The sequence below is a fragment of the Kitasatospora sp. NPDC057198 genome, from assembly GCF_042670125.1.
Classification (GTDB): Bacteria; Actinomycetota; Actinomycetes; order Streptomycetales; family Streptomycetaceae; genus Kitasatospora.
Map to the genome: position 1 here is coordinate 18,086 of NZ_JBHUWH010000016.1, position 23,034 is coordinate 41,119.

Below are 23,034 nucleotides of genomic sequence, written 5' to 3' on the forward strand. Positions count from 1 at the left end.
GGGGGCACCGCCGCCGGAACGCCGGAGGGCGCCGTCCCGGGGTCGGTGCCCCGGACGGCGCCCTCCGGCGCGACGTGCGTTCCGTGCTGCGGCTCGGCCGGCGGCTCAGGGAGCGGGCTGGGCGCCGCGCTCGGCGAGCATGTCGGTCATCAGCTGGATCTCGGCGTGCTGGGCGTCGACCATGCCCTGGGCGAGCCGCTTCTCCGGGGCGTTGGTCCCCGCGTCCACGTACGCCTGGGCCATCTCCGCACCCGCCCTGTGGTGCTTGATCATCAGCTGCAGGAAGAACACCTCGGCGTCCCGGCCGCTGAGCGAACGGAGCTTGTCCAGCTCGGTGTTGGTCGCCATGCCGGGCATCAGCGAACCGTCGTGCGCCTCGTAGGTGTGCCCCATCCAGGCCATCGGCTTGGCGGTGGTGCTCTGCGACAGGCCCCACTGGTCGAGGAAGCCCATCAGCATGCCGCGCTGGTTGGCCTGGGTGTTGATGATGTCGAACGCGAAGCCGCGGACCGCCTCGTCCTGGGTGCGGTCCCGGACGATGAACGACATGTCGATGGCCTGCTGGTGGTGCGTGGCCATGTCGCGGGCGAACCCGGCGTCCGCCGAGTCGGTGGCCGGAGCGGCCGGGGCGGTCGCCGCACTGCCGGACGCGGGCGTGCTGCCCGAGACCAGCGCCGGGACGCCGAGCCCCAGCGCGACCACGGCCGCCAGCGCGGCGGGCCACCAGAACGCCCGCCGACCGCGCCGGACGGGCCGCTCCGGCCCGTACGCGTCCTCGTACTCCTCCTGCCCGCCGTCGAACTCCTGCTCCGGCCCGCCGCCGGCGGGGGCGGTCACATCGCCCCCGAGCTGCAGCTGGCGCCCTGCTCCAGGGTCTGCGGGCCCTGCACGAACTTGGCGAAGAAGGTCTCCACCCGCGGGTCGCTGGCCGAGTCCACGATCAGCTGGTTGCTCCACGCGGTCAGCGTGATGGTGCCCTGCTCGTCCGGGTACGGGCTCATCAGGCTGTACGGGGTGGCCTTGACCTTGTCGCTCAGGATCTTGATGTCCTCGGCGGTGGCCTTGCCGTTGTAGGTGACCCAGACCGCGCCGTGCTCCAGCGAGTGCACCGCGTTCTCGTTCTTGACCGGCTTGTCGTAGACGTTGCCCATGCAGGTCTGCCAGACCGGGTTGTGGTCGCCGCCGACCGGCGGGGTCTGCGGGTACTTCACCTCGGTCTGGACGTGGTTCTGGGTGAGCTTGCCGAAGGTCTGCAGGCCCGGGATGTCGGCCTTCGCGGCGTCCTCCCTGGCCTTCTGCGCGGCGTCGGCCGAAGCCTGCGCCGCGGCGGCCTTCTTGTCGCTCTTGTGCTTGGCGTCCAACGCCAGCCAGGTGCCGCCGCCGATCATGGCGAGCACCAGGACCGACGAGACGCCGATGGTCAGCACCTTGTTCCGGCGCTCGCGGCGCTGCTCGATGGCGCGGAGCTCGGCGATCCGGGCCCGGCGGTCGGCCTGCTGGGCGGACTTGCCACCCGGCTTGGGCTGCTTGCCGGTGGGGTTGGACTGCTTCGAGGCGGAACCCATGGTGTCTTCCTTGTCCCCGCCGTGGTGTGCACGGCGGTCTGCGGTGAGGTGGGGGCAGCGGAGCCGACGGCCTCCCCGCCCGAGCGGGGCGCAGGCCGGCGGTGGGTTCCGCTCAGGACCGGTGGACCTGCAGGACGTGCAGGTCGGGTGCGTGGTGCGACCCCGTCGGGGCGCCGCCCACCTGGGCGGCGGGCGTCACCGGCGGGGCGACCAGCTGCGGACGGACGGCCGTGCCGGGCTGCGGGGGCGCGTTCGGCAGGTGCGACTCCGGCCCGCAGAAGGGGTGGTTGGAACAGCCGTGGCCGGGCACCGGGCCCGGGGCCTCCGCCGTGCACAGGAGGAACTCCGCACCGGGGGCACCTGCGGCCACCGGCAGGTGCGGCGACACCGCCGCCCCGGCCGACCGCGCGTTCGGCCGGGCGGCCGCCGTCCGGACCGCCCCACCGGACGGCCCCGCGGCGGGGGCCTGACCGGACGGCCCCGCGGCGGGGGCGTGACCAGGACGCGCGGACGCGCCGTGCGACTCCTGGCCGGGGGCCGGTGCGCTCAGCGTCCGGGCGCTCGCCGAACTCGCCGCGCACGGCAGCAGCGCGAGCAGCGCGGCCAGCAGCAGGGACCACAGCACCGCCACCGGACGGAGCACCGCGAATGCGGGCCCCCCGGGGCGGGTACGAGATCCTGGCGCGGCCATGCGCACATATTAATCAGCCGATCGGGTGAAGCGATGCCCCCCTTGGACTCTCATTTTCCGGCCCGACGCCCTCCAACCCGGCCCCCGAAGGCCCTGTTGGGGCCCGCCCGGACCGGCCCCGTTCCCGCCCCGCTCCCCGTGGCCGGAACCCTTCCCGGCCGTCCGCGCGATGTCCCGAATCCCGGACACCGTCAGCCTCCTTCGGAAGAATGACCTGACGTCCGGCCCCCTCACGGATCAGGAGCGGTCAGTTGAACGAGCAGGGCGCACCCAGGCAGCCCCGTCCCGACGACACCTGGTGGCACACCGTCTACGCGGGCCCCGCCGACACCCTGCCCGACACCCCTGCCGCGAACACCGACACCGGAACCGTCGACGACTGGTTCACCACCGCCGCCGGACTCATCGGCACGCAGCGCCGCCCCGCGCAGGACGACCGGACGCCGGAGGCGGCGGCCGAGTCCGAAGCCGAGGCCGTCGAGGCCGTCGAGGTCGAGGAAGAGGCGGTCGAGGAAGAGGCACCGGTCGGGCCCGCGTCGCGCAGTTGGGCGGAGGCCGCCTGGCCCGACTTCCAGCCGAACCTTTCGAAAGAACCGGCCGTGCAGCCGGAGCCGGAACCGCGGGCGGAGCCGCAGCCGGTCACCGAGTCGGCACCGCAGCCGACGCCGACCCTGACGGACGTTCCGGTGGCGGAGCCGGAACCGCCCTCGCAGGACGGGCCCGTGCCCGTGCCAGAGGACGCGGCGGAGCCGGAACCGGAGCCGGTGTCCGGGCCGGTGGTCGAGCCCGAGCGGGCCGCGCCCTGGCTGGGGCGCCCGCAGGCGCCCGCCGTGCCGCACGTGGGGGAGCGGCCCCCGACGTACGCGCCCGAGCCGACCGCGCTGGCCGCCGCCGACCCGGCCGGGCTGGCCGCGGTGGTGCCCGACACCGCCATCGACGGCGCCCAGTTCGCGGGCACCACGCTGCGGGCGGTGTCCGTCCGCGGCGACTCGGCCCGCTACCGGGGCGAGCCGCGCACCGATGCCCTGCTCACCGTACGGTTCGGCGAGGGCACGGAGGCGCTGGTGCTGACCGTACTGGCCGCGCCCGCCCGCCGGGCCAACGCCCAGTGGGGGTCCGCCGCGGCCGCCGAGTCCGCCCGGCAGCTCGCCGCGGCGATCGGCCGCAGCCGGGCCGAACTCTCCGCCGACCTGCGGGCCGGGGCCCGGGACCGCCTCCGCTACGGCCTCCAGCGGATCGCCCTGCAGTCCGCGGTGCACCTGCGCAGCGCGGCGGAGCAGGCCGCGCAGGACGGCGACGCGCCGTCCGACCTGCCGCCCGAGGAGACCGCCTCGCTGCACTGCCTGCTGATGTCCGCCGACCCGGCCGCGACCCACCGCGCCGCGTTCGGCACCGGCCCCGGCGGCCTCTACCTGCTGCGCTCGGGCCACTGGATCGACGCCTACGCCGCGCGCCTCCTGCACCACCCCGACGGGCAGCCCCCGCTGCCCCCGGCCTCGATGCCCACGCCCCGGCCGTTCCGCTTCCGCCTGGTCCCGGCCACCTCGGGCGACATCCTGCTGCTGTGCACCCCGGGCATGGCCGCCCCGATCGCCGAGGAACCCGCCGTCGCCCACTTCCTCTCCAGTCACTGGGCCCACCCGCACCCGCCCGGCACCGTCGACTTCCTCCGCCAGATCCAGGTCCGCGCCAAGGGCTACGCGGACGACCGCAGCGCGGTGGCGGTCTGGACGGACTAACAGGGGGCAGACCAGGGGCTCTGGGAACGGTGAGAGGCGAAATCAGGGGCCCGGGGAACGGCGGGTCCGTGCTGCTGGTGGTCGGAGCCCATCGAAGTGTCCGTGCTGCTGCGTGTCTTGAACGGAACCGGAAGCAGATGCGCGCTCCGGCAGTGAACCGTCAGCAGACCCGTGCTCGCCGTTCCCCGAGCCCCTGGCGGGGCTCTTCGCCGTTCCCCGAGCCCCTGATTTTGCCTCTCGCCGTTCTTCCCGAGCCCCTGATTGCGCCTCTTATACGCCCAGCAGGGCGTGCGCCGCGGAGGTCGCGTGGGTGAGGGCGTCTTCGCGGGTGGTGCCGGGGAGGTCGATGGCCAGTGGGATGGCGAGGCCGTCGAGGAGGGCGCGGAGCTGGGTCGCGCGGGCGGCGGGCGGGGTGGCGGCGGGGAGGACGCCGGTGGCGCGGCCCTCGTCGAGGAGGGCGGTGAGGTCGTCCTGCCAGGGGGTTTCGATCTCGAGCTGGCCCTGGCGGAGGTCCGCGGTGCCGGGGGAGCGGCTCCACACCTCGATCCACAGGATCCACCGGGGGTCGCCGGGGCCCTCCGGGAGGTACAGCTCCAGGTAGCGGGCGAGCCGTTCGAGGACGGGCGCCTCGCGGCGGGCGAGTTCGCGGCCGCGGCGCTCGCCGAGCTGGGCCTCGCTCCAGCGCAGGGTCTCCAGGAGGAGCTGGTCCTTGCTGCCGAAGTAGTAGAGGAGGTGGCCGGCGCTCATGCCGAGCTGTTCGCCGAGGCCGGCCATGGTGAGCCGGGCCAGGCCGTGTTCGGCGATCGCGGTGCGGGCGGCGGCGTAGACCTCTTCGCGGGGGCGGGCCGGCCGGCGGGTGCGGGGCTGCGCCATCCGTACTCCTCGGTGCGTTGCTGGTTCGGGTCCAGTCTCCCGCACGGGGTCGGGGCGGAGGCCACCAGCCGCCGCGTTCGCGGTGGCGCGGACGGGTCTTGGTGGGCCTTGGTGGGCCTTGGCGGGTCAGGCGCCGGGGCGCCGGCCGTACTGGGTGGCCCAGCGTTCGCCGGGCAGGACGAGGTCGGCGGTCTCGACGGGGCGGCCGGTGGCCCGGTCGTAGTGGGTGCGCCGGACGGCCAGGGCGGGGGCGCCGGGGAGCTGGGCGAGGGCCTGGGCCTCGGTGCGGGTGAGGGCGCGGGCGGTGACGAGTTCGACGGGTTCGCCGACCTCGATGCCGATGGCGGCCATCCGGGCGGCGACGCCGAGGCCGCTGTACGGCCCGGCTTCGGGCAGGGCGATCAGGTGGTGGCCGGTGACGGCCATCGGTTCCCAGGAGTCGGCGAGGTACCCGGGTTCGCCGTCGACCAGGTAGACGTACGAGGTGTGCATCACCGGGGCGCCGGGTTCGACGCCGAGGCGCTCGGCGGTGTCCGAGGTCGCGGGCTCGGTGGTGGAGTGGCTGTGCAGCCCGGTGCTGACGCCCTGCTCGGCGAGGCAGGCGTTGTCCGGGCCGGGCGTGCCGTCCGCGGGGCGGCGGCGGACCAGGGCGGCGCGCGGTTCCGGTCGGCGGACGAAGTAGCCGCGGCCCTGCTTGGCGAGCACCACGCCCTCCTGCTCCAGCAGCCGGTACGCGGACTGGCCGACCCCGTGGGAGAAGCCGTACTGGGCCTGGAGGTCGGCCAGGGACGGGAGTTGACTGCCCGGCGGGAACTCGCCGGCGGTGATCCGGTCCCGGACCTGCTCGGCGACCTGCAGGTAGGCGGAGGGCCCGCTGGTGGTCATGGATCGTCCTCCGGAGGTGTGCGGTCCAGCCGAGTGGCCCGGTCGAGTGGTCCGGCCGATGGGGGAACAGTATCCCCCGCCGCACCACTCTACGTGTAGGGTTTGGCCGTATCCGTACACCTGGGGGAGGGGTGGGAGTGGTGCAGATCAGCGCACGCGCGTCCGGGCTGCGGGCGGCGATCGAACGGGCCGCGGGCGCGCGGGCGGAGGTGCGGGCCGCCGTTGGCGCCACCAGGATCAGCGTCCCCTCCCCGCCCGCCGACGTCCCGACCTGGGGCGAACTGCTCGAGGCGCTGCGCACCGCCGACCGCTGGGGGTCCGTCACCGCCGAGGGGCGGACCGTCCTCTGGGCCCAGGTCGAGGAGCGGCCCTGACCGGCTCCGAGAGGGCGGGGAGAATGGCCGGAAAACGCCGCACCACGAACTGACTGTACGTCAGATCCCTTCCAGGGAAAGCGAGTTGATCGATAAATGGGGCGGGAGCGGGGGCGGGGCAACCGAACGGCCGGGAAGCGCATCTGATCTCATGCGGATCGGATGCGGTCGAAGACTCGGGGGGCGGGTGCGATGTCTGGGCGCGGAGGCGTGTCGCGCGGGTGCGCGGCGGTCGTGTGGGTGGTGCTCGCGGGGGTCGTCGGGGCGGCCGCCTGGGTCTACCTGAGCCTGCGGCCCGAGCCGCAGCCCGACGTCGCGAAGGCCGCGCGGTCGGCCGCCGCCCGTGCGGCGGACCAGGAGGTGACCGCCGAGTCGGACCGCGGGCTCGACCGGCTGCGCGCCGCCCTGCCCTGGGCGACCTACCTGGGCACCACGGTGGCGGACGTCTGCGGCACCGAGCCGGTCAACCACGGCTTCGCGCTCACCCGTCGGACGTGGACCGAGGTGGCCTGCTCCAGGACCACCACGGTGTACGAGGCGTTCGACGGCGACTTCCAGCAGCGCCTCGGGCAGCTCGACGCGGCCCTGGCCGCCGCGGGCTGGCGTCCCAGCGATCCCCCGTACTACCTGGGGGAGCAGGGCGGGCTGGTCGGCGCGCTGGCCTACGCGCACAACCCCGGCGACGGCGCGGGCCCGTCGGAGGCTGCGGCGGCGGCCGCGCGGCCGAACGTGGCCCTCGTGCGGTACACCGTGCCGGTCGGCTCCGGCTCCGTGACGCCCGCCGGTTCGGGGACCGCCGTACTGCCGGGCGGAGCCGTCCAGGTGGCGCAGGCCCCCTACCTGCCGACCCTCGACGACGGGACCGCCGCGCACGACCGGGTGCTCAAGTCGCCGTCGTCCACCACCTCGTACTACGTCGACTGGCAGCAGTACGACCGGGCCCGGCTGTCCGCCGCCTACCCCGCGCACGCCGCCGTCCTCGCGCTCTCCCTCAGGGTGGGCTACCGCACCGGTCCCGCCCGGCCGTGACCGCCGCCGGCCCCCCCACCGCCGCCGGGCGGGGTCAGGCGCGGGGCTGCTGCTGGGTGATGCAGTGGATGCCGCCGCCGTTGGCGAAGATCTCCCGGGCGTCGACCAGTTCGACGGTGCGGCCCGGGTACGCCTTCTCCAGGATCGCCTTGGCCTGCTCGTCGCGGGGGTCGTCGAAGGCGCACAGCACGACGGTGCCGTTGGCCACGTAGTGGTTGATGTACGAGTAGTCGACCGGTTCGCCGTCCTCGTCGAACAGGACGGTGGGGGCCGGTAGTTCGACGACCTCCAGGGTGCGGCCGCGGGCGTCGGTGGCGGTGCGCAGCAGGTCGGCGAGCTCCCGGCAGACGGCGTGGTCGGGGTGCGCCGGGTCGGGCTGGGAGTGGACGAGGACGGTGCCGGGGCGGACGAAGGCGGCGACGATGTCGATGTGGCCGCGGGTGCCGAACTCGTCGTAGTCGCGGGTCAGTCCGCGCGGCAGCCAGATCGCCTTGGTGGTGCCGAGGTGGGCGTGCAGTTCGGCCTCGACCTGCTCGCGGGTCCAGTCGGCGTTGCGGCCCTCGCCGAGCTGCACGGTGTCGGTGACCAGGACGGTGCCCTCGCCGTCGACGTGGATGCCGCCGCCCTCGTTGATCAGCCGGGAGGCGAAGCGCCGCACGCCGGTCAGGTCGGTGATGTGCTCGGCGATGTCCTGGTCCTTGTCCCAGCGGGCCCAGGACTGCGCGCCCCAGCCGTTGAACACCCAGTCGGCGGCGGCGAGTTCGCCGTTCTCGCCGAGCAGGAAGGACGGGCCGGTGTCGCGCATCCAGGCGTCGTTGAGCGGCCGTTCGACGATCTCCACCTCCGGGGCGACGTACCGGCGGGCGTCCTCGCCCTCGCCGGTGTTGACCACCAGGGTGACCGGCTCGTACCGGACGATCGTGTTGGCGACCTCGGCCCAGGCGCGGCGGGCGGCGTCCAGCTGCTCGGGGCCGTCGAAGGTCGGGTTCGGGGTGGGGAAGGCCATCCAGGTGCGCTCGTGCGGGTGCCACTCGGCGGGCATCCGGAAGCCGAGCGAGGCGGGGGTGGGGGAGCTGGTCATGAGGGTGAAGTCCTAAGCGGGGGAGGGTGGTTGTTCGGTCGGGGGATTCGTCGGGAGGTCAGAGGAAGTAGAGGCGGCTGAGCGGGACCGAGTCGGCGGGCGCCGAGCGCAGCGGTTCGCCGTCCAGCGAGACCAGCCCGGTCTCGGTGACGTCGACCCGGCCGATCCGGCCGTTGCGCAGCATCGAGCGCGGCCCGATGCCGCGCGTCCCGCGCACGCCCACCCGCCGCCTGCGGGTGGGCAGTTGGTCGCCCGCCACGTCCAAGTAGGCGCTGTCGGCGGCGGCCTGGGCGACGAACGCCACCGAGAGGTCCGCGGCGGTGGCGCCGTGCGCGCCGAACTGCGGCCCCAGCACCAGGGGTTCGCAGCGGTCGGTGGAGGCGTTCGGGTCGCCGACCACGCCGTACGCCGGGAAGCCGGCCTTCAGGACCAGCTGCGGCTTGGCGCCGAAGTGGTCCGGGCGCCACAGCACGATGTCGGCCAGCTTGCCGGGCTCGATCGACCCGACCTCGTGCGCGAGGCCGTGCGCGATCGCCGGGTTGATCGTCAGCTTGGCGATGTAGCGCAGCACCCGCTCGTTGTCGTCGCCTCCCTCGGCCGTCCCGTACGAGCCGGTGCCGTCCAGCGGGCCGAGTTCGGCCTTCATCTTCCCGGCCATCGCGAAGGTGCGGCGCACCGTCTCGCCGGCCCGGCCCATGCCCTGGGCGTCGGAGGAGGTGATGCCGATGACGCCCAGGTCGTGCAGCACGTCCTCGGCGCCCATCGTGCCGGCCCGGATCCGGTCGCGGGCCATCGCGGCGTCGCCCGGCAGGTCGGGCTTGAGGTCGTGGGCGGAGACGATCATGTCGTAGTGCTCGCCCAGCGCGTCCCGGCCGAACGGGAGGGTCGGGTTGGTGGAGGAGCCGATGACGTTCTCCACGCCCGCCATCTTCAGCACGTTCGGCACGTGGCCGCCGCCGCAGCCCTCGATGTGGAAGGCGTGGATGGTGCGGCCCTCCAGCACCGCGAGGGTGTCCTCCACCGACAGGCACTCGTTCAACCCGTCGGTGTGCAGCGCCACCTGGACGTCGTACTCCTCGGCGACCCGCAGCGCGGTGTCCAGCGCCCGGGTGTGCGCGCCCATGTCCTCGTGCACCTTGAAGCCGGACGCGCCGCCCTCGGCCAGCGCCTCCACCAGCGGGGCCGGGTCGGAGGACGAACCGCGGCCCAGGAAGCCGATGTTGACCGGCCAGGCGTCGAAGGCGTTGAACGCGTGCCGCAGCGCCCACGGCGAGTTGACGCCCACGCCCCAGACCGGGCCGAACTCCTGGCCGATGATCGTGGTCACCCCGGAGGCCAGCGAAGCCTCCATGATGCGCGGCGACAGCAGGTGCACGTGGGTGTCGACCGCGCCCGCGGTGGCGATCAGGCCCTCGCCCGAGACGATGGTGGTGCCGGTGCCGACCACCACCTCCACCCCGTCCAGGGTGTCCGGGTTGCCCGCCCGGCCGATCGACGCGATCCGGCCCGCCCGGATGCCGATCGAGGTCTTCCGGACGCCCAGCACCGCGTCGATCACCAGCACGTTGGAGATCACCACGTCGCAGGTGTCGCGGACCGCGGCGGGCTTCAGGTGCAGCCCGTCCCGGGCGGTCTTGCCGAACCCGGCCAGGAACTCGTCACCCGGGGCCTGCGAGTCCGACTCGACCCGGACGATCAGCCCGGAGTCGCCCAGCCGGACCCGGTCGCCCGCGCGCGGGCCGTGCACCGAGATGTAGTCGTGCGGGGTGATGGCGCTCATGCGGGGTCCTTCCGGGTGGTCGACTTCCGGGGGGTCGAGGGGGCGGTCACCGGGCCGGCTCCGCGTCGTCGAACTCGGTCAGGTAGCCCGTCGCCCGAGCCTTCGCCAGCGCCGCCTCCTTCGCGCCCGGCGCGTCCAGCGGACCGTCCACCAGCCCGGCGAACCCGATCGCCACCCGGGCCCCGCCGATCGGCACCAGGCCCACCTCGACCGTCGCGCCCGGGTCGAAGCGCACCGAGGAACCGGCCGGCACCGCCAGGTGCGTGCCGTACGCGGCGGCCCGGTCGAAGGCCAGCCGCGGGTTCGACTCGAAGAAGTGGAAGTGCGACGTCACCGAGACCGGCACCGAGGCGGTGTTGCGCACCGGCAGCAGCAGCGTCTCCTCCACCGGGTCGTACCCCTCGCCCGCGCCCGGCAGCGCCGCACCCGGCGCGTCCTCGCCCAGCGAGCCCGCGCCGCGGAACGGGTCGGTGACCACGGCCAGCCGCGTCCCGTCCTCGAACACCGCCTCCACCTGCACCACCGTCACCACGTCCGCGACGCCGGGCAGCACGTCCGCGGCGCTCAGCACCGTCCGCCCGGCCTCGATCGCCTCGGCCAGCCGGCGGCCGTCGCGGGCCGCCTCGCAGACCGTGTCCGCGATCAGGGCGGTGGCCTCCGGCACGTTCAGCCGCAAGCCGCGCGCCCGCCGGGCGCGGGCCAGTTCGGCCGCGGTGAAGATCAGCAGCCGGTCCCGTTCAGTGGGGGTCAGTCGCACGGTGCCTCGCTCTGCGGGGTCGCGGGGGGTGGTCGGTACAGATGTTAGAACGCCGTTCAAACTTAGCACCGCCGACACTCCCGGCGGGAAGGGAGAGCACTGCCAGGGGTCCGGGGAGAACGGTGGGGGGCGAAATCAGGGGCCCGGGGAACGGCGGGTCCGTGCTGCTGGTGGTCGGAGCCCATCGGAGGTTGAGGCGGCTGCGTGTTTTCAAGGGAACCGGAAGCAGATGCGCGCCACGGCAGTGCACCGTCAGCAGCCTGGGCCTCGCCGTTCCCCGAGCCCCTGGCGGTGCTCTTCCGAGTCCCTGGCGGTGCTCTTCCGAGTCCCTGGCGGTGCTCTCCCGAGCCCCCGTTGTGGTTGCTCTCTCCTGTACGGAGGGGTTTTCCGGTGGTGGAGTGGGCAAGAGGAAGGCGAGAGGCGGCCATCGGCCCGGTGGGGGGAACGGTGTGGCCGGGACGGGACTACGGCGGGGGCGTAAGAGGTTGATGGACGGTCAGGCGAGGTTTCCGCGGCAGCGGTCGGCGACGTGGCGGGAGGGGGCCGAGCACCGGGGGCCGGTGCACGGGACGGCGGCGGCGTACCAGCCCGCGTGCGCGCTGCACCGGCGGCTGCACGCCTCGCTGGACGCGGCGGACCTGCCGGCGGTGGGGGCGATCCGGCGCAGGCTGCGGGCGGCGCTGGACCACTGGGGGGTGCCGGAGGAACTGGCCGACACCGCGGAGCTGCTCGCCTCGGAGCTGGTGACGAACGCGCTGGTGCACACCGGGCGGGGTGCGGTCTTCGACGCGGTGCTGACCGAGGAGTCCCGGCTGCGGGTCGAGGTGCAGGACGGCGCGGCCCAGGTGCCCAGCCGGCGCGCCGCCTCCGAGACGGCGACGTCGGGGCGCGGGCTGTTCCTGGTGGAGGCGCTGGCGGACGACTGGGGCGTGCAGTTGCGGGCGGACGGGAAGACCACCTGGTTCGAGCTCTCCGCGGCCTGAACGGCGCCGGCGGCGTCCGACGGGGGCGGGTGGTGCCCGGCGGGACGGGTGGGGCGGGGGAGCGGGGAATTCCGGGGCCGCGGCGGGGGCCGGTGCGGGTGAATATGCCAGCGGCGATCGTGTGCGATCCGTACCGTTCGGCGCACTGGCATTGCCGCCTTGCCGAACATACGAGAGGGTAGTGAGAATGTGTGCCAGTAGGCACACGCAACCATCGCGGTCCGGCCGGCCCAGCAGGGGACACGGGAACACCAGCGGCCGCCAGGCAAGGCACCGGCAGGAGAAGCATGGCCACAGAGCCCGAGGCGCCTGGGCCCGCCCGCCGCACCCCGCCCGCCCAGGCCACCAGGAACGAGAGCAACGCCAACCCGCTGCGCACCGCCGTCGGCCCGCCCGCCGCCGGCCGGGCCGTGCCGCCGCCCTCCGGCCGCGGCCTGCCCACCCGCACCGGGGACTCCAGCCCGGAGTGGCTGGAACCCGCGATGGCCGCCAACGGCATCGGCTCCTTCGACTGGGACATCCGCCGCGACGTGCTGGTCGGCGACCAGCGCGCCTGCACCATCCTCGGACTGGTCGGCCAGCCCTTCGACCGCACCTCCGCCTCCTTCCTGGCCCTGCTGCACCCCCAGGACGCGCCCGTGGTGCGCCGCCGGGTCGAGCGCGCCGTCGCCGAGCTCGGCCAGTGCGGCGCCTACTACCGCACCGTCTTCCCGAACGGCGAACTGCACGCCGTGCGCTTCCGCGGCCGGGTCCTCGCCGACGCCTTCGGCCGCCCGTCCCGGATGGTCGGCTTCGTCTGGGACGCCACCGTCGAACTGCACAAGCGCGAGCGCGCCGACGAGCAGGCCGCGCTGCGCGAGGAGCGCTCCCGGTTCATCAAGGAGGCCGCCCGGGCGCTCTCCGAAGCCGTCACCGTGCGGGACGTCGCCCGGGTGTTCACCGAACTCCCGCTGCCCGGCCTCGGCCCCGACGGCCTCGCACTGGCCTCGCTGGAGGCCGGCCGGATCGCCCTGCTCGGCTCCAGCGGCTACCACAACGGGCTCAGCGACCAGTTCGACCGGATCCCGCTCGCCCCCGCCCACCCCGCCGCCGAGGCGATCCGGCAGCGCGCCCCGGTCTTCGTCTCCAGCCGCGAGGAGTACCGGGAGCGCTACCCCGAGGCGTGGGACTGGGCCGAGGAGAGCGGCCGCTCCTCCTGGGCGTTCCTCCCGCTGGTGGCCAGCGGCCGCCCCACCGGCGTCTGCGTGGTCTCCTTCGACGACGCCCGCGAACTCGACGCCGACGAGCGCACCCTGCTCTCCACCCTCGGCGGGCTGGTCGCCCAGTCCCTCGCCCGAGCCCGCCTGCACGACGCCGAACACGAACTCGCGGCCGGCCTGCAGCGCGTCATGCTGCCCCGCACCGTCCCCGCCGTCCCCGGCGTCAGCACCGCCGTCCGCTACCTCGCGGCCGGCTCCGGCCTGCAGATCGGCGGCGACTGGTACGACGTCGTCCCGCTGCCCGGCGGCCACGTCGGCCTGGTCATCGGCGACGTCCAGGGCCACGACGTGCACGCCGCCGGCATCATGGGCCAGCTGCGGATCGCGCTGCGCGCCTACGCCGCCGAGGGCCACCCGCCCGCCGCCGTGATGGCCCGCGCCTCCCGCTTCCTCGCCGACCTCGACACCGACCACTTCGCCACCTGCACCTACGCCGAGGTCAACGTCGACTACGGCGTGGTCTACGCCGTACGGGCCGGCCACCTCGACCCCGTGGTGCGCCGCGCCGACGGCACCGCGCACCCCGTCCCGGTCTCCGGCGGCCTCCCGCTCGGCGTCGACCCCGACGAGGAGTACCGGGTCACCCGGTTCAGCCTCGACCCCGGCGAGACCGTCGTGCTCTGCACCGACGGACTCGTCGAAGCCCGCGACATGGACCTCGACACCGGGTTCGCCCGGCTCTGCGCGACCGTCTCCGGCCACCTCCCCGGCATCGACGAGTCCCCCCGCGAACCGCTGGAGGAACTCGCCGACCGGATCGCCTCCCAGGCCGCCGACACCAGCGAACGCGAGGACGACATCGCCCTGCTGCTGCTCCGCTGGGACGGCCCGGCCGGCGGGCGCGCCGCGCAGCAGCTGCGCCGCCGGATCGGCCAGGCCGACCTGGCCCGGATCGCCGAACTGCGCGGCGAACTCCGGGACGCGCTGCGGCGCTGGGGCGTGCCCGAGCTGATCGACACCGCCGAGCTGCTCTCCTCCGAACTCGTCACCAACGCGATCCGGCACACCGACCGGGACGCGATGTTCACCGCCCGCCTCTACCAGGAGCACGGCCGGGCCCGCCTGCGCGTCGAGGTCGAGGACGAGTCGGACCTCTGGCCCACCCGCCGCACCCCCGGCGAACAGGCGTCCTCCGGCCGCGGACTGATGCTGGTCGAGGCGCTCGCCGACACCTGGGGCGTGGAACCCCGGGGGACCGGCAAGCGGATGTGGTTCGAGCTCAGCACCTGAGCAGCCCCTGCCGGGGGCTCGGCGGGTGCGCGCATACAGGGGCTCGGGGAACGGCGAGGCCCGGTCTGCTGGCGGTTCACTGCCGTGGCGCGCATCGGCTTCGGGTTCTGTTACTACAACGCAGCAGCACGAACCTTCGATGGGCTCCGGCCGTCAGCAGCACGGACTCGCCGTTCCCCGAGCCCCTGTCGGGGCTCCCTGTCGGGGCTCCGTATCAGCCGAACTGCTGCTCCAGGTCCTTGAGCTTCTGCTCGAGCGAGTCGAGCCGGGGCAGTGTCACGGTGTCCTCCTCGGGGGTGAGGTCCACGACGCTGCGGTGGGTGGTGGGGGTGGCGGGGAGGCCGGTGGGGGTCGCTATGGCGGGCTCCGTCGGGGTGGCGGAGGCCGCGGGGGCGGGGGCGGGTTCGAGTTGGCGGGCGGCGCGGTGGCGCCAGCCGGCGCCGGGCTGGCGGCCGATGGCGCGGATCTCGGCGCGTTCGCGGCGGGAGGCCATCCGGCGGCGTTCGCGGTTCTCGGCGGCGGTCCGCTTGTCGTCGCGGACCTCCTCGACCGCCTCGTCCAGGGTGCGGACCCCCTCCAGGAGCATCAGCGACCACGCGGCGTAGGTCTCGCGCGGGGCGCGCAGCCAGCGGACCACCCGGATCTGCGGGAGCGGGCGGGGGACGAGCCCCTGCTCGCGGAGGGCGGCGACCCGGGTCTGCTTGAGGGCGCGGTCGAAGAGCACGGCCGCGGAGAGCGACATGCCGGCGAAGAACTGCGGGGCGCCGTCGTGGCCGAGGCCGCGCGGGGCGTGCACCCAGTTGAACCAGGCGGACGCGGCGGCGAACAGCCAGACCAGCAGGCGGGAGCCGAGCGCGGCGTCGCCGTGGCTGGCTTCGCGGACGGCGAGGACGGAGCAGAACATGGCCGCGCCGTCGAGGCCGAACGGGACGAGGTACTCCCAGCCGCCGGAGAGGCCGAGGTTCTGGACGCCGAAGCCGACCAGCCCGTGGAAGGAGAGCGCGGCGGCGACCGCGGCGCAGCAGAACAGCAGCAGGTAGGAGGCGCCGCCGTAGAGGGACTCGGTGCGGCGGCGGCGTTCCTCGGCGCGCTCCCAGGCGGAGTCCGGTCCGCTGCCGGTGGTGCGGGTGGCCGGTCCGCTGCGGCTGCGGGCGAAGGCCAGCAGGGCGACGACGGCCAGCAGTGCGGCCGTACCGGCGACGGCCCAGCCCAGCGGTATGTCCGACAGTCTCATAGCCTGATCCAGCCTCGCTTTCCGGTCGTGATGGCGGGGACCATCATGGCGGAGAAATTCGGCGATCAAGGCGGGATCGGGGGCATTACCCCGTTAGGGGGGAATTCCGGCGGAGTTAATGAATTATCGTCAGACCGGCGGTGCCGTGCGGTGCTAACAGGCGCGCGGGCAGCTGACGCAGAGTTCGGCCGGGCGGACGGTGTAGTACAGGCAGCAGCTGACCCGGGTCCTGGTCCGGGCGCCGGCCGTCCCGCGGAAGCCCGGGGTACCGACGAACGGGGCCGCGGCGGCGTCGCCGGTGAGCAGGGCCTCCAGCGCGGCCACCGCCGGGGGCTCCTCGCCGAGCAGCCCGGCGGCGTACCAGAGGCCGTCCACCACGTCGTCGGTGACCAGCGCCCACAGGGTGCGCGGGCCGCGGCGCACCGCGGGGCGGAAGGAGTCGAGCAGCGGCGCGAAGTGCTCGGCGAGCGCGGTGCGCAGGGCGGCGTCGAGCGCCGGGCGGTCCGGGACGACCAGGGCGCCGGGGCGGCCGGCCGCCGGGTCGCCGGGCAGGCAGTGGAAGCCGGCCGGGTCGGCGGTCAGTTCGCCGGTGGTGCGGTTGATCGAGACCCGGTCGACCGGCAGCACCGGGACGCGGCGCTCCAGCAGCCAGGGCAGCGTGAAGGCGAGCGCGACCGGCCAGGCGTAGCGGTGCAGGCTGAACCCGGCGGTGACGTCCGGACGGGTCGGGGTGCCGTACAGGTCGAGGCCGAGCCGCTCGTCGAAGGCGATCATCGCGTCCAGCGCGGCGCGGTCCCCGGCGAGCGCGGCGGCGCCGGTCCAGTCGGGGCCGGTGCGCGGGGCGGCGTGGTGGATCCGCAGGTCGGGGAAGGCCCGGCCGAGGCGCAGCCAGCTGTCCTGGCAGGGCGGCGCTCCGGCGGACGAGGGGGACTGCTCGACCTGGTGGGCGGTCACGCGGGCTCCCGGGGTGGTGCTCCCGGGGGCGGACCCGGGCAGGGCGAGGTGGACCTGCCCGGACTGCTGCTCGCCCCGGGCAGGTAAGGCTCACCTTAGCTGATGCCGTGCCGCAGGTCGCGCCGGGCGCCGCCGTCCGGGGGGCCGGGCTGCGCCGGCACCTGCGCCAACCGCTTCGCCAGCCACACCGGCACCCCGCCGAGCGCCTGCACCAGCCGGGCCGCCTCCGCCCGCAGCCGCTCCGCCTCCCCCGGATCCGACACCTCTGCCAGCGAGGCCAGTGCCGGGGCCACCCCCACCGTGAAACCCAGTTCCTCGCGCAGCCGCAGCGAGGCCGCGAACCCCGCGTGCGCCCGCTCCCGGTCGCCCGCGGCCTGCGCCAGGCCCGCCAGGTGCCGCCAGGTCGAGGAGCGCAGCAGCTCGTCCCCCCGCTCCCGGGCCCCCTCGTGCGCCCGGGTGTACGCGCTGTGCGCCGCCACCGGATCGTGCAGCAGGTTCTCCGCGACCAGCCCCCGCCGGAAGTCCAGCAGCGGACGGCCCGGCGCCCGCGGGGCCAGCAGCGCCGAGGTCCGTCCCAGCGCGGCCTGCGCCTCGTCCAGCCGGTCCCGCCGGCCCAGCACGCTCGCCACGTACGCCAGGAACCCGCGCGCGCAGGACGCCGCCGCGCGCGTCTCGATGCCCGCGACCGAGGCTTCGGCGTGGCGCAGCGCGTCCTCCGCGCGCTCCCAGTGGTCCGCGGTGAACAGGCACTGCTCGATCAACAGCTCGGCCCGCTGGAGCGCGGCGGCCGGGTCCCGCCCGGCCTGCGGGCGGAGCAGGTCCGCGGCCTCCTGCCAGCAGCCGCGCGACCGCAGCCGCCAGACGACGTCCGCCATGCCCCCCGGGGCAGTACCGTGCACCGACAACGCCACCTCCTTGTGCGCGCCATGCAACGACCCGCCGGCCCGAGGGCCCGCGTCGTGGCGGCAATTCAACACGCGCGGGAGCTTGTGCACCAGATCACGAGCGCGAGGAAATCCGGAACGGCCCGATCCGGACGGTGGTCGTCAAGGGCGTGCGACGGGGGCGCCCAGGGGGTGTTCCGGGCGCGCGACGGGCGTGCGACAGGCGCGCGGCAGGGGCGCGTCGGGAGCGTGCGGGCAGGGCGGGCGGACGGGGCGTCAGGACGTCCAGCCGGTCTCCATCAGCGCCTCGGCGGCGCCGTTCGACGGCTGCGGGATGCCCGCCGCGTCCAGCGTGAACAGCGCCACCAGCAGCTGCTCGCCGCGCACCACGGTCTGCCGGGAGTACCCGGCGACGGTGAACATGGCGGCCGCGACGTCCTCGCTGTGGAGTGTTTCCAGCCACAGGCACTCCACCTCCTTCACGTCCGCCGGCTCCGACCAGGTGTCCACCCGGGCCACCATCCGGCTGCCCAGCAGCGTGGTCGAGTCGCGCTCCTGGCCCGGCGTCAGCTCCAGGTGGTAGAAACCCAGCCACTGCAGGTACCGGGCCGCCGTCAGCACCGCGTCCTGCGGCGTGCGCACCGGCTGCGGCCGGAACGGCGGACGCAGCGCCCGGGCCGCGCCCGAACCGGCGGCCAGCGGGTCCGGCGCCGGGTCGGCGGCCGGCGGCACCGCGGTGGTGTACGGGCGGGCGCTCTCCACCGGACGGCTCGACCGTGCGTCCGCGCCCTGCATCCGCGGCACCCGGTCCACCGGCAGCCGGACCGTCGCCCCGCAGTCGCAGGTGAACTCCGGCTGCGGCCACTGGTCGTTGCGCCCGCAGTGCGGGCAGCGCATGCTCAGCCAGGAGTCCTCCCAGGACCGGAACCTGACCTGCACCGGCACCCCGCCGCGCAGCAGCGGCACCCGCAACTGCGCCCCGCACGGGCACGGCAGGCTCGGCGGCTCGTACCGGTGCTCCGCCCGGCAGGCCGGGCAGCGGACCTGGCTGGCCCCCGACGGCGAACCGGGGGAGAAACCGGCGGGCACCGCGGCGCCGGGGGCATCGGTGGCGTCGGCGGCGTCCTCGGGCAGCGGCATGGCGGTCACCGTCCGTTCGGGTCGAGCGGGAGGGGGTGACTCCATCCTGGCCGATCGGGGGCCCGGCCGGTGCGGAATGAGGGATTCCTCCAATGCAGTTGAGGTGGCGGAAAGGTGAGCGAACGGTCGCGCGCCGGGGGCGCACGCGGCCGGGCGGGACGCCGGTGACGGATGGGCCGGGAAGGTGCCGGCGGGACGGTACTGATGTACCGTCAACTCCCTTTAGAGGCTGGGGATCGCGTGGCGTAGGTTTCCGTCATGACGACTTTCGTACTGACAGCGGGCGCCTGGCTCGGCGGGTGGGCCTGGGACGAGGTGACGCCGCTCCTGGAGGCGGCCGGACACCGGGCGGTGCCGATCACCCTGGCGGGCCTGGCCGAGCGCCGCGACGAGACCGCCGGACTGGAGACCCACGTGCGGGACGTCGTGGCGGCGGTCGAGGCGGTCGAGGCGGCCGAGGCGGTCGGTGGCGGGGACGGCGGGGGCACCGTCCTGGTCGGGCACAGCTACTCCGGCGTCCCCGTCGGCATCGCGGCCGCCCGGCTCGGCGACCGCCTGCGCCGCACCGTCTTCGTGGACGCCAACCTCCCCGTGCACGGACAGCCCTTCGTCGCCTCGCTCCCCGACGGCGGAACGGTCGTCCGGAGGGCGATAGCCGCCCACGGCACCGACTGGCCGCCGCTGCCGCCCGCCGCCTTCGCCGCCCACGGCCTCGCCCCCGACCACACCCGCGACCTGCTCGCCCGCGCCGTCCCGCACCCCGGCGCCACCCTCACCGACCCGGTCGACCTCCCCCGCCCGCTCGCCTCGCTCACCGCCACCTACCTGCACTGCCGCCGCGACGGCTCACCGCTCCGCCCCGACGCCGCCGCACTGACCGACGGCGGCCACTGGCAGTCGGCCGTGATCGAGTCCAGCCACTGGCCGATGCTCTCGGTGCCCGCCGAACTCGCCGCCGCGCTGCTGGCCGAAGCCGAGCGCTGAGCCCCTGCCGCCGGGCGGGCGCGGTGGCGCGGTGGCGCGGCGGGGGTCAGTCGATGCCCCACCGGGTCAGGTCGTCCGGGGTGTCCAGGTCGTCCGGGGCGCCCGTGCCGGTGCAGTCGACCAGGGTCACCGGGCGGCTCGCCAGCAGGGTCCGGGCGCCCGCGTCGCCGGCGGCGGTGGTGCGCAGGAAGGGGAAGTGCGCGGCGCCGATCAGGACCGGGTGGGCCCGGTGCCCGGCGTAGGCGCAGGCGGCGAGGTCGGTGCGGGCGGTGTGGACGGCGCGCAGGCGGCGTACCGCCTCGGCGGTCACGCCCGGGGTGTCCACCAGCAGGACGAGGACGGCGGTGGCCTCCGGCGGCAGCGCGGCGAGGCCGACCAGCAGGGAGGAGGCCATCCCGGTGCGCCAGTCGGGATTGTCGACCAGTCGACAGTCCCCGGTCGCCGTCCGGGCCCGCACCTCTGCCGCCGCCGCGCCCAGCACGGCCACCGCCCCGTCGCAGCCGCCGTCCGTCGCCACCCCGAGCACGTGCTCCAGCAGCGGACGCCCCCGGTAGGGCAGCAGCGCCTTCGGCCGCCCGCCCAGCCGGGAGCCGCCGCCCGCCGCCAGTACCAGGGCGGGCACCAGGGCCGGCACCCGCAACTCCTCCGCGCCGCCAGTCATGAGGACAGTCTGCTGCCGCACCCCGCCCCGCCGCCTTGGACGATCCGACAGGCCGGGCCCGCCGCCCGTCCGCCGCTCCCGGCCGTTCCGTCCCTGGACCGGGCCCCGGCCGCCCCCGTTCACTGGCCCCATGGCACCGCGCACCCCAGACACCCCCACCGGCGCTCCCGCACCGCTCGTCGACCGGTACGGCCGGGTCCACACCGACCTGCGGATCTCCCTCACCGACCGGTGCAACCTGCGCTGCACCTACTGCATGCCCGCCGAGGGGCTCGACTGGCTGCCGCGCGACCAGGCGCTCACCGACGACGAACTGCTCCGGCTGGCCCGGATCGCCGTCCACCGCCTCGGCATCCGCACCCTGCGCCTCACCGGCGGCGAACCCCTGCTGCGCCGGGGCCTGCCCGCGCTCGTCGCCCGGCTCGCCGAACTCGGTGCCGAGCTGTCGCTGACCACCAACGGCATCGGACTCGCCCGCAGCGCGGCCGAGTTGAAGCAGGCCGGGCTGCACCGGGTGAACGTCAGCCTGGACACCCTGCGCCCCGAGCGGTACGCCGCGCTCACCCGCCGCGACCGGCTCGCCGACGTCCTGGCCGGGCTGGCCGCCGCGCGGGACGCCGGGCTGGAGCCGGTCAAGGTCAACGCGGTGCCGGTGCGCGGCGTCAACGAGGACGAACTCGTCGACCTGGTGGAGTTCGCGGTCGGCCACGGCTACCGGATGCGCTTCATCGAGTCCATGCCGCTGGACGCCCAGGGCGCCTGGGACCGGACCGCGATGCTCACCGCCGACGAGATCCTCGCCGTCCTCGCCGCCCGCTGGACGCTCCTCCCGGTCGGCCGGCACGGCAACGCGCCCGCCGAGGAGTGGCGGCTGGACGGCACCGACCACGTGGTCGGCGTGATCGCCTCCGTCACCCGCCCGTTCTGCGCCGGCTGCGACCGCGTCCGGCTGACCGCCGACGGCCAGCTGCGCAACTGCCTGTTCGCGACCGCCGAGTCCGACCTGCGGGCACTGCTGCGCGGCGGCGCCGACGACGAACGGATCGAACGGGCCTGGCGGGACTGCGTGGCCCGCAAGGCTCCCGGGCACCGGATCGGCGACGCCGACTTCGTCCGCCCGGACCGGCCGATGTCCGCGATCGGCGGCTGAGCGCGCGGGTGAGCGCGCGGGCGGCCGGGCGGCCGGGCGGTTCCGGGAGCGGGCGTAGGATCGCCGGGCGGACGAAGGACACCGGGCGGGGAGGGGATTTCCCATGGCGGACATCGGCACGACGGGCCTCGGCACGACGGACATCAGGCAGTACCTGCGCGGCCTCGCGGTCTTCGCCGGGGAGTTGCCGGAGTTCGATCCGGACGCGGCGCCGGAGCGGCCCGAGACGCTGTTCGTCGACTGGCTGACCGGGGCGGTGGACGCCGGCGTCCGGGAGCCGCACGCGATGACGCTCTCCACCGTCGGCGCCGACGGCACGCCCTCGGCGCGGGCGCTGCTGCTGAAGAACGTGGACCGGCGCGGCTGGCAGTTCGCCGCCGGTGCCGCCAGCCCCAAGGGGCGCGACCTGGCCGCGAACCCGGTGGCGGCGCTCTCCTTCTACTGGCCCCAGCAAGCCCGGCAGGTCCGGATCACCGGCACCGTCGCGCCGGAGTCGGCGGAGCGCAGCGCGGACGACTTCCTGGCCCGCTCGCCCGGGGCGCGCGCCGAGGCGCTGGCCGGGCGGCAGAGCAGCCCGCTCCGGGACGTCCGGGAACTCGAACTGGCCACCGAGCGGGCGCTGGAGCGGGTCGAGCGGGAACCCGGCCTGGTCGTGCCCGAGTGGACGCTCTACACCGTCCGCGCCGAGCAGGTCGAGTTCTGGCAGGCCGACAAGGAGCGCAGGCACACCAGGCTGCGCTACGAGCGCGCGGGCGAGGACTGGACGCGCGGGCGGCTGTGGCCCTGAGCGGATCCGGCGCGGCCGGTGACCGTTGCTCTGCGGTTCGTGGCGGGGGCGGAGCGCGGCGGGGCGGGGTTTGCCCGGTTTGTGAGGTGGGTCATGTCGCGGCCCGACCGGCTTGACCCGGCGGATCGGGGGCTGGTCTCCTGGTGGGCCGTCAGAGTCGCCCAGCCGCAGAGGAACACCGTGCGCTCCCGCCGTACCGCCGTCGCCGCCGTCCTGTTGCTCGGTCCGCTCGCCCTCGCCGGGTGCACCAGCGCGCAGAAGGGGGGCGGGGGTGGTGGCGCCTCGGGGGCGGTCTCGCAGGGGACGAACCCGCTGCAGAACCCGGACGGGACCAAGCCCGGCCTCGCCCCCGTCAGCGGCGACGCCGACAAGAAGGCCGGACGGGACCTCATCGCCAAGGTCAAGACCGCCGACGCCGGCCCGAAGACCGGCTACGACCGCGACCAGTTCGGGCCGCCGTGGACCGACAACGTGGACGGCGTGCCGCTGGGCCACAACAACTGCGGGACGCGCGACGACGTGCTGGCCCGGGACGGGCAGCAGGTCCAGCACAAGGACGGCTCCGCCTGCACGGTCACCGGCATGACCATCTGGGACCCGTACACCGGCAAGACCGTGCAGTGGACCAAGCAGCAGGCGTCGAAGATCCAGATCGACCACGTGATGCCGCTCTCCTACGACTGGCAGCAGGGCGCCGCCCAGTGGGACAAGGCCAAGCGGGTGCAGATCGCCAACGACCCGCTCAACCTGATCCCCGCCGACGGCTCGCAGAACGCCTCGAAGGGCGACTCCGGCCCGGCCACCTGGCTCCCCGCCAACACCGCCGTGCACTGCTCGTACGCGATCCGGTGGGCGCAGGTCTCGCTGAAGTACCAGCTGCCGGTGACGCCCGCCGACAAGAAGACCATGCTCGCGCTGTGCGGCGGCTGACCCGGGGGCCGGGTCGGCGGCGGTCGACGGGAAAGGCCCGGGGCCGTCCGGGGCTCCCCGGGGA

Annotated in this window: 22 protein-coding genes; 9 read left to right on the plus strand and 13 right to left on the minus strand. The window is 75.1% G+C overall.

Annotated elements, in window-relative coordinates:
• Positions 1-105 precede the first annotated feature (105 nt).
• From ACFUEL_RS03675 to ACFUEL_RS03685, 3 genes are all read right to left on the minus strand, one after another.
• Entirely contained in the window at positions 106-711 is a 606-nt protein-coding gene (locus ACFUEL_RS03675; protein ID WP_380234338.1) for a DUF305 domain-containing protein, read from the minus strand.
• A 122-nt stretch (positions 712-833) separates the two neighbouring features.
• Positions 834-1,565, minus strand: coding sequence for a DUF3105 domain-containing protein (locus ACFUEL_RS03680; RefSeq protein WP_380234305.1), 732 nt, complete (start codon positions 1,563-1,565; stop codon positions 834-836).
• A 112-nt stretch (positions 1,566-1,677) separates the two neighbouring features.
• Positions 1,678-2,256, minus strand: a complete 579-nt coding sequence (locus ACFUEL_RS03685; protein WP_380234306.1) for a hypothetical protein — start codon at positions 2,254-2,256, stop codon at positions 1,678-1,680.
• Positions 2,257-2,507: 251 nt separating this feature from the next.
• On the opposite strand from ACFUEL_RS03685, the gene ACFUEL_RS03690 reads away from it, so the two are divergent.
• Positions 2,508-3,995: a protein phosphatase 2C domain-containing protein gene (locus ACFUEL_RS03690; RefSeq protein WP_380234307.1), complete on the plus strand. Its 1,488-nt coding sequence runs from the start codon at positions 2,508-2,510 to the stop codon at positions 3,993-3,995.
• Positions 3,996-4,265: 270 nt separating this feature from the next.
• Here ACFUEL_RS03690 and ACFUEL_RS03695 read toward each other — a convergent pair whose 3' ends face one another.
• Entirely contained in the window at positions 4,266-4,868 is a 603-nt protein-coding gene (locus ACFUEL_RS03695; protein WP_380234308.1) for a TetR/AcrR family transcriptional regulator, read from the minus strand.
• Positions 4,869-4,994: 126 nt separating this feature from the next.
• Complete coding sequence (locus tag ACFUEL_RS03700) at positions 4,995-5,753, minus strand: GntR family transcriptional regulator (RefSeq protein WP_380234309.1); 759 nt, start codon at positions 5,751-5,753, stop codon at positions 4,995-4,997.
• 140 nt (positions 5,754-5,893) lie between these two features.
• Between ACFUEL_RS03700 and ACFUEL_RS03705 the strand changes: the two genes are divergently transcribed.
• Positions 5,894-6,127 (plus strand): hypothetical protein, encoded by a 234-nt coding sequence (locus ACFUEL_RS03705; RefSeq protein ID WP_380234310.1) that lies wholly within the window; start codon positions 5,894-5,896, stop codon positions 6,125-6,127.
• A 192-nt stretch (positions 6,128-6,319) separates the two neighbouring features.
• Entirely contained in the window at positions 6,320-7,156 is an 837-nt protein-coding gene (locus ACFUEL_RS03710) for a hypothetical protein (protein WP_380234311.1), read from the plus strand.
• 34 nt (positions 7,157-7,190) lie between these two features.
• Here ACFUEL_RS03710 and ACFUEL_RS03715 read toward each other — a convergent pair whose 3' ends face one another.
• Genes ACFUEL_RS03715 through ureA form a run of 3 tightly spaced genes read right to left on the minus strand, consistent with a single transcriptional unit; the run spans position 7,191 to position 10,774 of the window.
• Positions 7,191-8,237 (minus strand): agmatine/peptidylarginine deiminase, encoded by a 1,047-nt coding sequence (locus tag ACFUEL_RS03715; RefSeq protein ID WP_380234313.1) that lies wholly within the window; start codon positions 8,235-8,237, stop codon positions 7,191-7,193.
• A gap of 58 nt (positions 8,238-8,295) precedes the next feature.
• Positions 8,296-10,017: an urease subunit alpha gene (locus ACFUEL_RS03720; RefSeq protein WP_380234314.1), complete on the minus strand. Its 1,722-nt coding sequence runs from the start codon at positions 10,015-10,017 to the stop codon at positions 8,296-8,298.
• A gap of 46 nt (positions 10,018-10,063) precedes the next feature.
• On the minus strand, positions 10,064-10,774 hold the full coding sequence (gene ureA, locus ACFUEL_RS03725; RefSeq protein WP_380234316.1) for an urease subunit gamma: 711 nt from the start codon (positions 10,772-10,774) through the stop codon (positions 10,064-10,066).
• 560 nt (positions 10,775-11,334) lie between these two features.
• On the opposite strand from ureA, the gene ACFUEL_RS03730 reads away from it, so the two are divergent.
• A complete protein-coding gene (locus ACFUEL_RS03730) occupies positions 11,335-11,757 on the plus strand; it encodes an ATP-binding protein (protein WP_380234318.1) in 423 nt (140 codons plus the stop codon).
• 287 nt (positions 11,758-12,044) lie between these two features.
• Positions 12,045-14,246, plus strand: a complete 2,202-nt coding sequence (locus ACFUEL_RS03735; protein ID WP_380234319.1) for a SpoIIE family protein phosphatase — start codon at positions 12,045-12,047, stop codon at positions 14,244-14,246.
• Between the two features lie 214 nt (positions 14,247-14,460).
• On the opposite strand, the gene ACFUEL_RS03740 is transcribed toward ACFUEL_RS03735, so the two are convergent.
• The 4 genes from ACFUEL_RS03740 to ACFUEL_RS03755 form a co-directional block, all read right to left on the minus strand.
• Positions 14,461-15,480, minus strand: a complete 1,020-nt coding sequence (locus tag ACFUEL_RS03740; RefSeq protein ID WP_380234320.1) for a DUF2637 domain-containing protein — start codon at positions 15,478-15,480, stop codon at positions 14,461-14,463.
• A gap of 153 nt (positions 15,481-15,633) precedes the next feature.
• Positions 15,634-16,434, minus strand: coding sequence for a (2Fe-2S)-binding protein (locus ACFUEL_RS03745; RefSeq protein WP_380234321.1), 801 nt, complete (start codon positions 16,432-16,434; stop codon positions 15,634-15,636).
• Between the two features lie 95 nt (positions 16,435-16,529).
• On the minus strand, positions 16,530-17,309 hold the full coding sequence (locus ACFUEL_RS03750; protein WP_380234322.1) for a hypothetical protein: 780 nt from the start codon (positions 17,307-17,309) through the stop codon (positions 16,530-16,532).
• Positions 17,310-17,594: 285 nt separating this feature from the next.
• A complete protein-coding gene (locus ACFUEL_RS03755; protein WP_380234323.1) occupies positions 17,595-18,458 on the minus strand; it encodes a hypothetical protein in 864 nt (287 codons plus the stop codon).
• Between the two features lie 258 nt (positions 18,459-18,716).
• On the opposite strand from ACFUEL_RS03755, the gene ACFUEL_RS03760 reads away from it, so the two are divergent.
• Positions 18,717-19,442: an alpha/beta fold hydrolase gene (locus ACFUEL_RS03760; protein WP_380234324.1), complete on the plus strand. Its 726-nt coding sequence runs from the start codon at positions 18,717-18,719 to the stop codon at positions 19,440-19,442.
• 46 nt (positions 19,443-19,488) lie between these two features.
• Here the strand turns inward: ACFUEL_RS03760 and ACFUEL_RS03765 are convergent, their stop codons facing one another.
• Positions 19,489-20,103: an NTP transferase domain-containing protein gene (locus tag ACFUEL_RS03765; RefSeq protein WP_380234326.1), complete on the minus strand. Its 615-nt coding sequence runs from the start codon at positions 20,101-20,103 to the stop codon at positions 19,489-19,491.
• Positions 20,104-20,233: 130 nt separating this feature from the next.
• On the opposite strand from ACFUEL_RS03765, the gene moaA reads away from it, so the two are divergent.
• The 3 genes from moaA to ACFUEL_RS03780 all read left to right on the plus strand — a co-directional run bounded on the left by moaA (position 20,234) and on the right by ACFUEL_RS03780 (position 22,970).
• Positions 20,234-21,253: a GTP 3',8-cyclase MoaA gene (gene moaA / locus ACFUEL_RS03770; RefSeq protein ID WP_380234328.1), complete on the plus strand. Its 1,020-nt coding sequence runs from the start codon at positions 20,234-20,236 to the stop codon at positions 21,251-21,253.
• A gap of 103 nt (positions 21,254-21,356) precedes the next feature.
• Entirely contained in the window at positions 21,357-22,040 is a 684-nt protein-coding gene (locus tag ACFUEL_RS03775) for a pyridoxal 5'-phosphate synthase (RefSeq protein ID WP_380234329.1), read from the plus strand.
• Between the two features lie 180 nt (positions 22,041-22,220).
• On the plus strand, positions 22,221-22,970 hold the full coding sequence (locus ACFUEL_RS03780) for an HNH endonuclease family protein (RefSeq protein WP_380234331.1): 750 nt from the start codon (positions 22,221-22,223) through the stop codon (positions 22,968-22,970).
• Positions 22,971-23,034 lie beyond the last annotated feature (64 nt).

Coding starts and splice junctions, on each gene's coding strand:
- ACFUEL_RS03735 (WP_380234319.1), top strand. CDS start 12,045: ATGGCCACAGAGCCCGAGGCGCCTGGGCCCGCCCGCCGCACCCCGCCC.
- ACFUEL_RS03680 (WP_380234305.1), bottom strand. CDS start 1,565: ATGGGTTCCGCCTCGAAGCAGTCCAACCCCACCGGCAAGCAGCCCAAG.
- ACFUEL_RS03775 (WP_380234329.1), top strand. CDS start 21,357: ATGGCGGACATCGGCACGACGGGCCTCGGCACGACGGACATCAGGCAG.
- ACFUEL_RS03740 (WP_380234320.1), bottom strand. CDS start 15,480: ATGAGACTGTCGGACATACCGCTGGGCTGGGCCGTCGCCGGTACGGCC.
- ACFUEL_RS03760 (WP_380234324.1), top strand. CDS start 18,717: ATGACGACTTTCGTACTGACAGCGGGCGCCTGGCTCGGCGGGTGGGCC.
- ACFUEL_RS03710 (WP_380234311.1), top strand. CDS start 6,320: ATGTCTGGGCGCGGAGGCGTGTCGCGCGGGTGCGCGGCGGTCGTGTGG.
- ACFUEL_RS03700 (WP_380234309.1), bottom strand. CDS start 5,753: ATGACCACCAGCGGGCCCTCCGCCTACCTGCAGGTCGCCGAGCAGGTC.
- ACFUEL_RS03695 (WP_380234308.1), bottom strand. CDS start 4,868: ATGGCGCAGCCCCGCACCCGCCGGCCGGCCCGCCCCCGCGAAGAGGTC.
- ACFUEL_RS03750 (WP_380234322.1), bottom strand. CDS start 17,309: ATGGCGGACGTCGTCTGGCGGCTGCGGTCGCGCGGCTGCTGGCAGGAG.
- ACFUEL_RS03755 (WP_380234323.1), bottom strand. CDS start 18,458: ATGCCGCTGCCCGAGGACGCCGCCGACGCCACCGATGCCCCCGGCGCC.
- ACFUEL_RS03720 (WP_380234314.1), bottom strand. CDS start 10,017: ATGAGCGCCATCACCCCGCACGACTACATCTCGGTGCACGGCCCGCGC.
- ACFUEL_RS03685 (WP_380234306.1), bottom strand. CDS start 2,256: ATGGCCGCGCCAGGATCTCGTACCCGCCCCGGGGGGCCCGCATTCGCG.
- moaA (WP_380234328.1), top strand. CDS start 20,234: ATGGCACCGCGCACCCCAGACACCCCCACCGGCGCTCCCGCACCGCTC.
- ACFUEL_RS03765 (WP_380234326.1), bottom strand. CDS start 20,103: ATGACTGGCGGCGCGGAGGAGTTGCGGGTGCCGGCCCTGGTGCCCGCC.
- ACFUEL_RS03715 (WP_380234313.1), bottom strand. CDS start 8,237: ATGACCAGCTCCCCCACCCCCGCCTCGCTCGGCTTCCGGATGCCCGCC.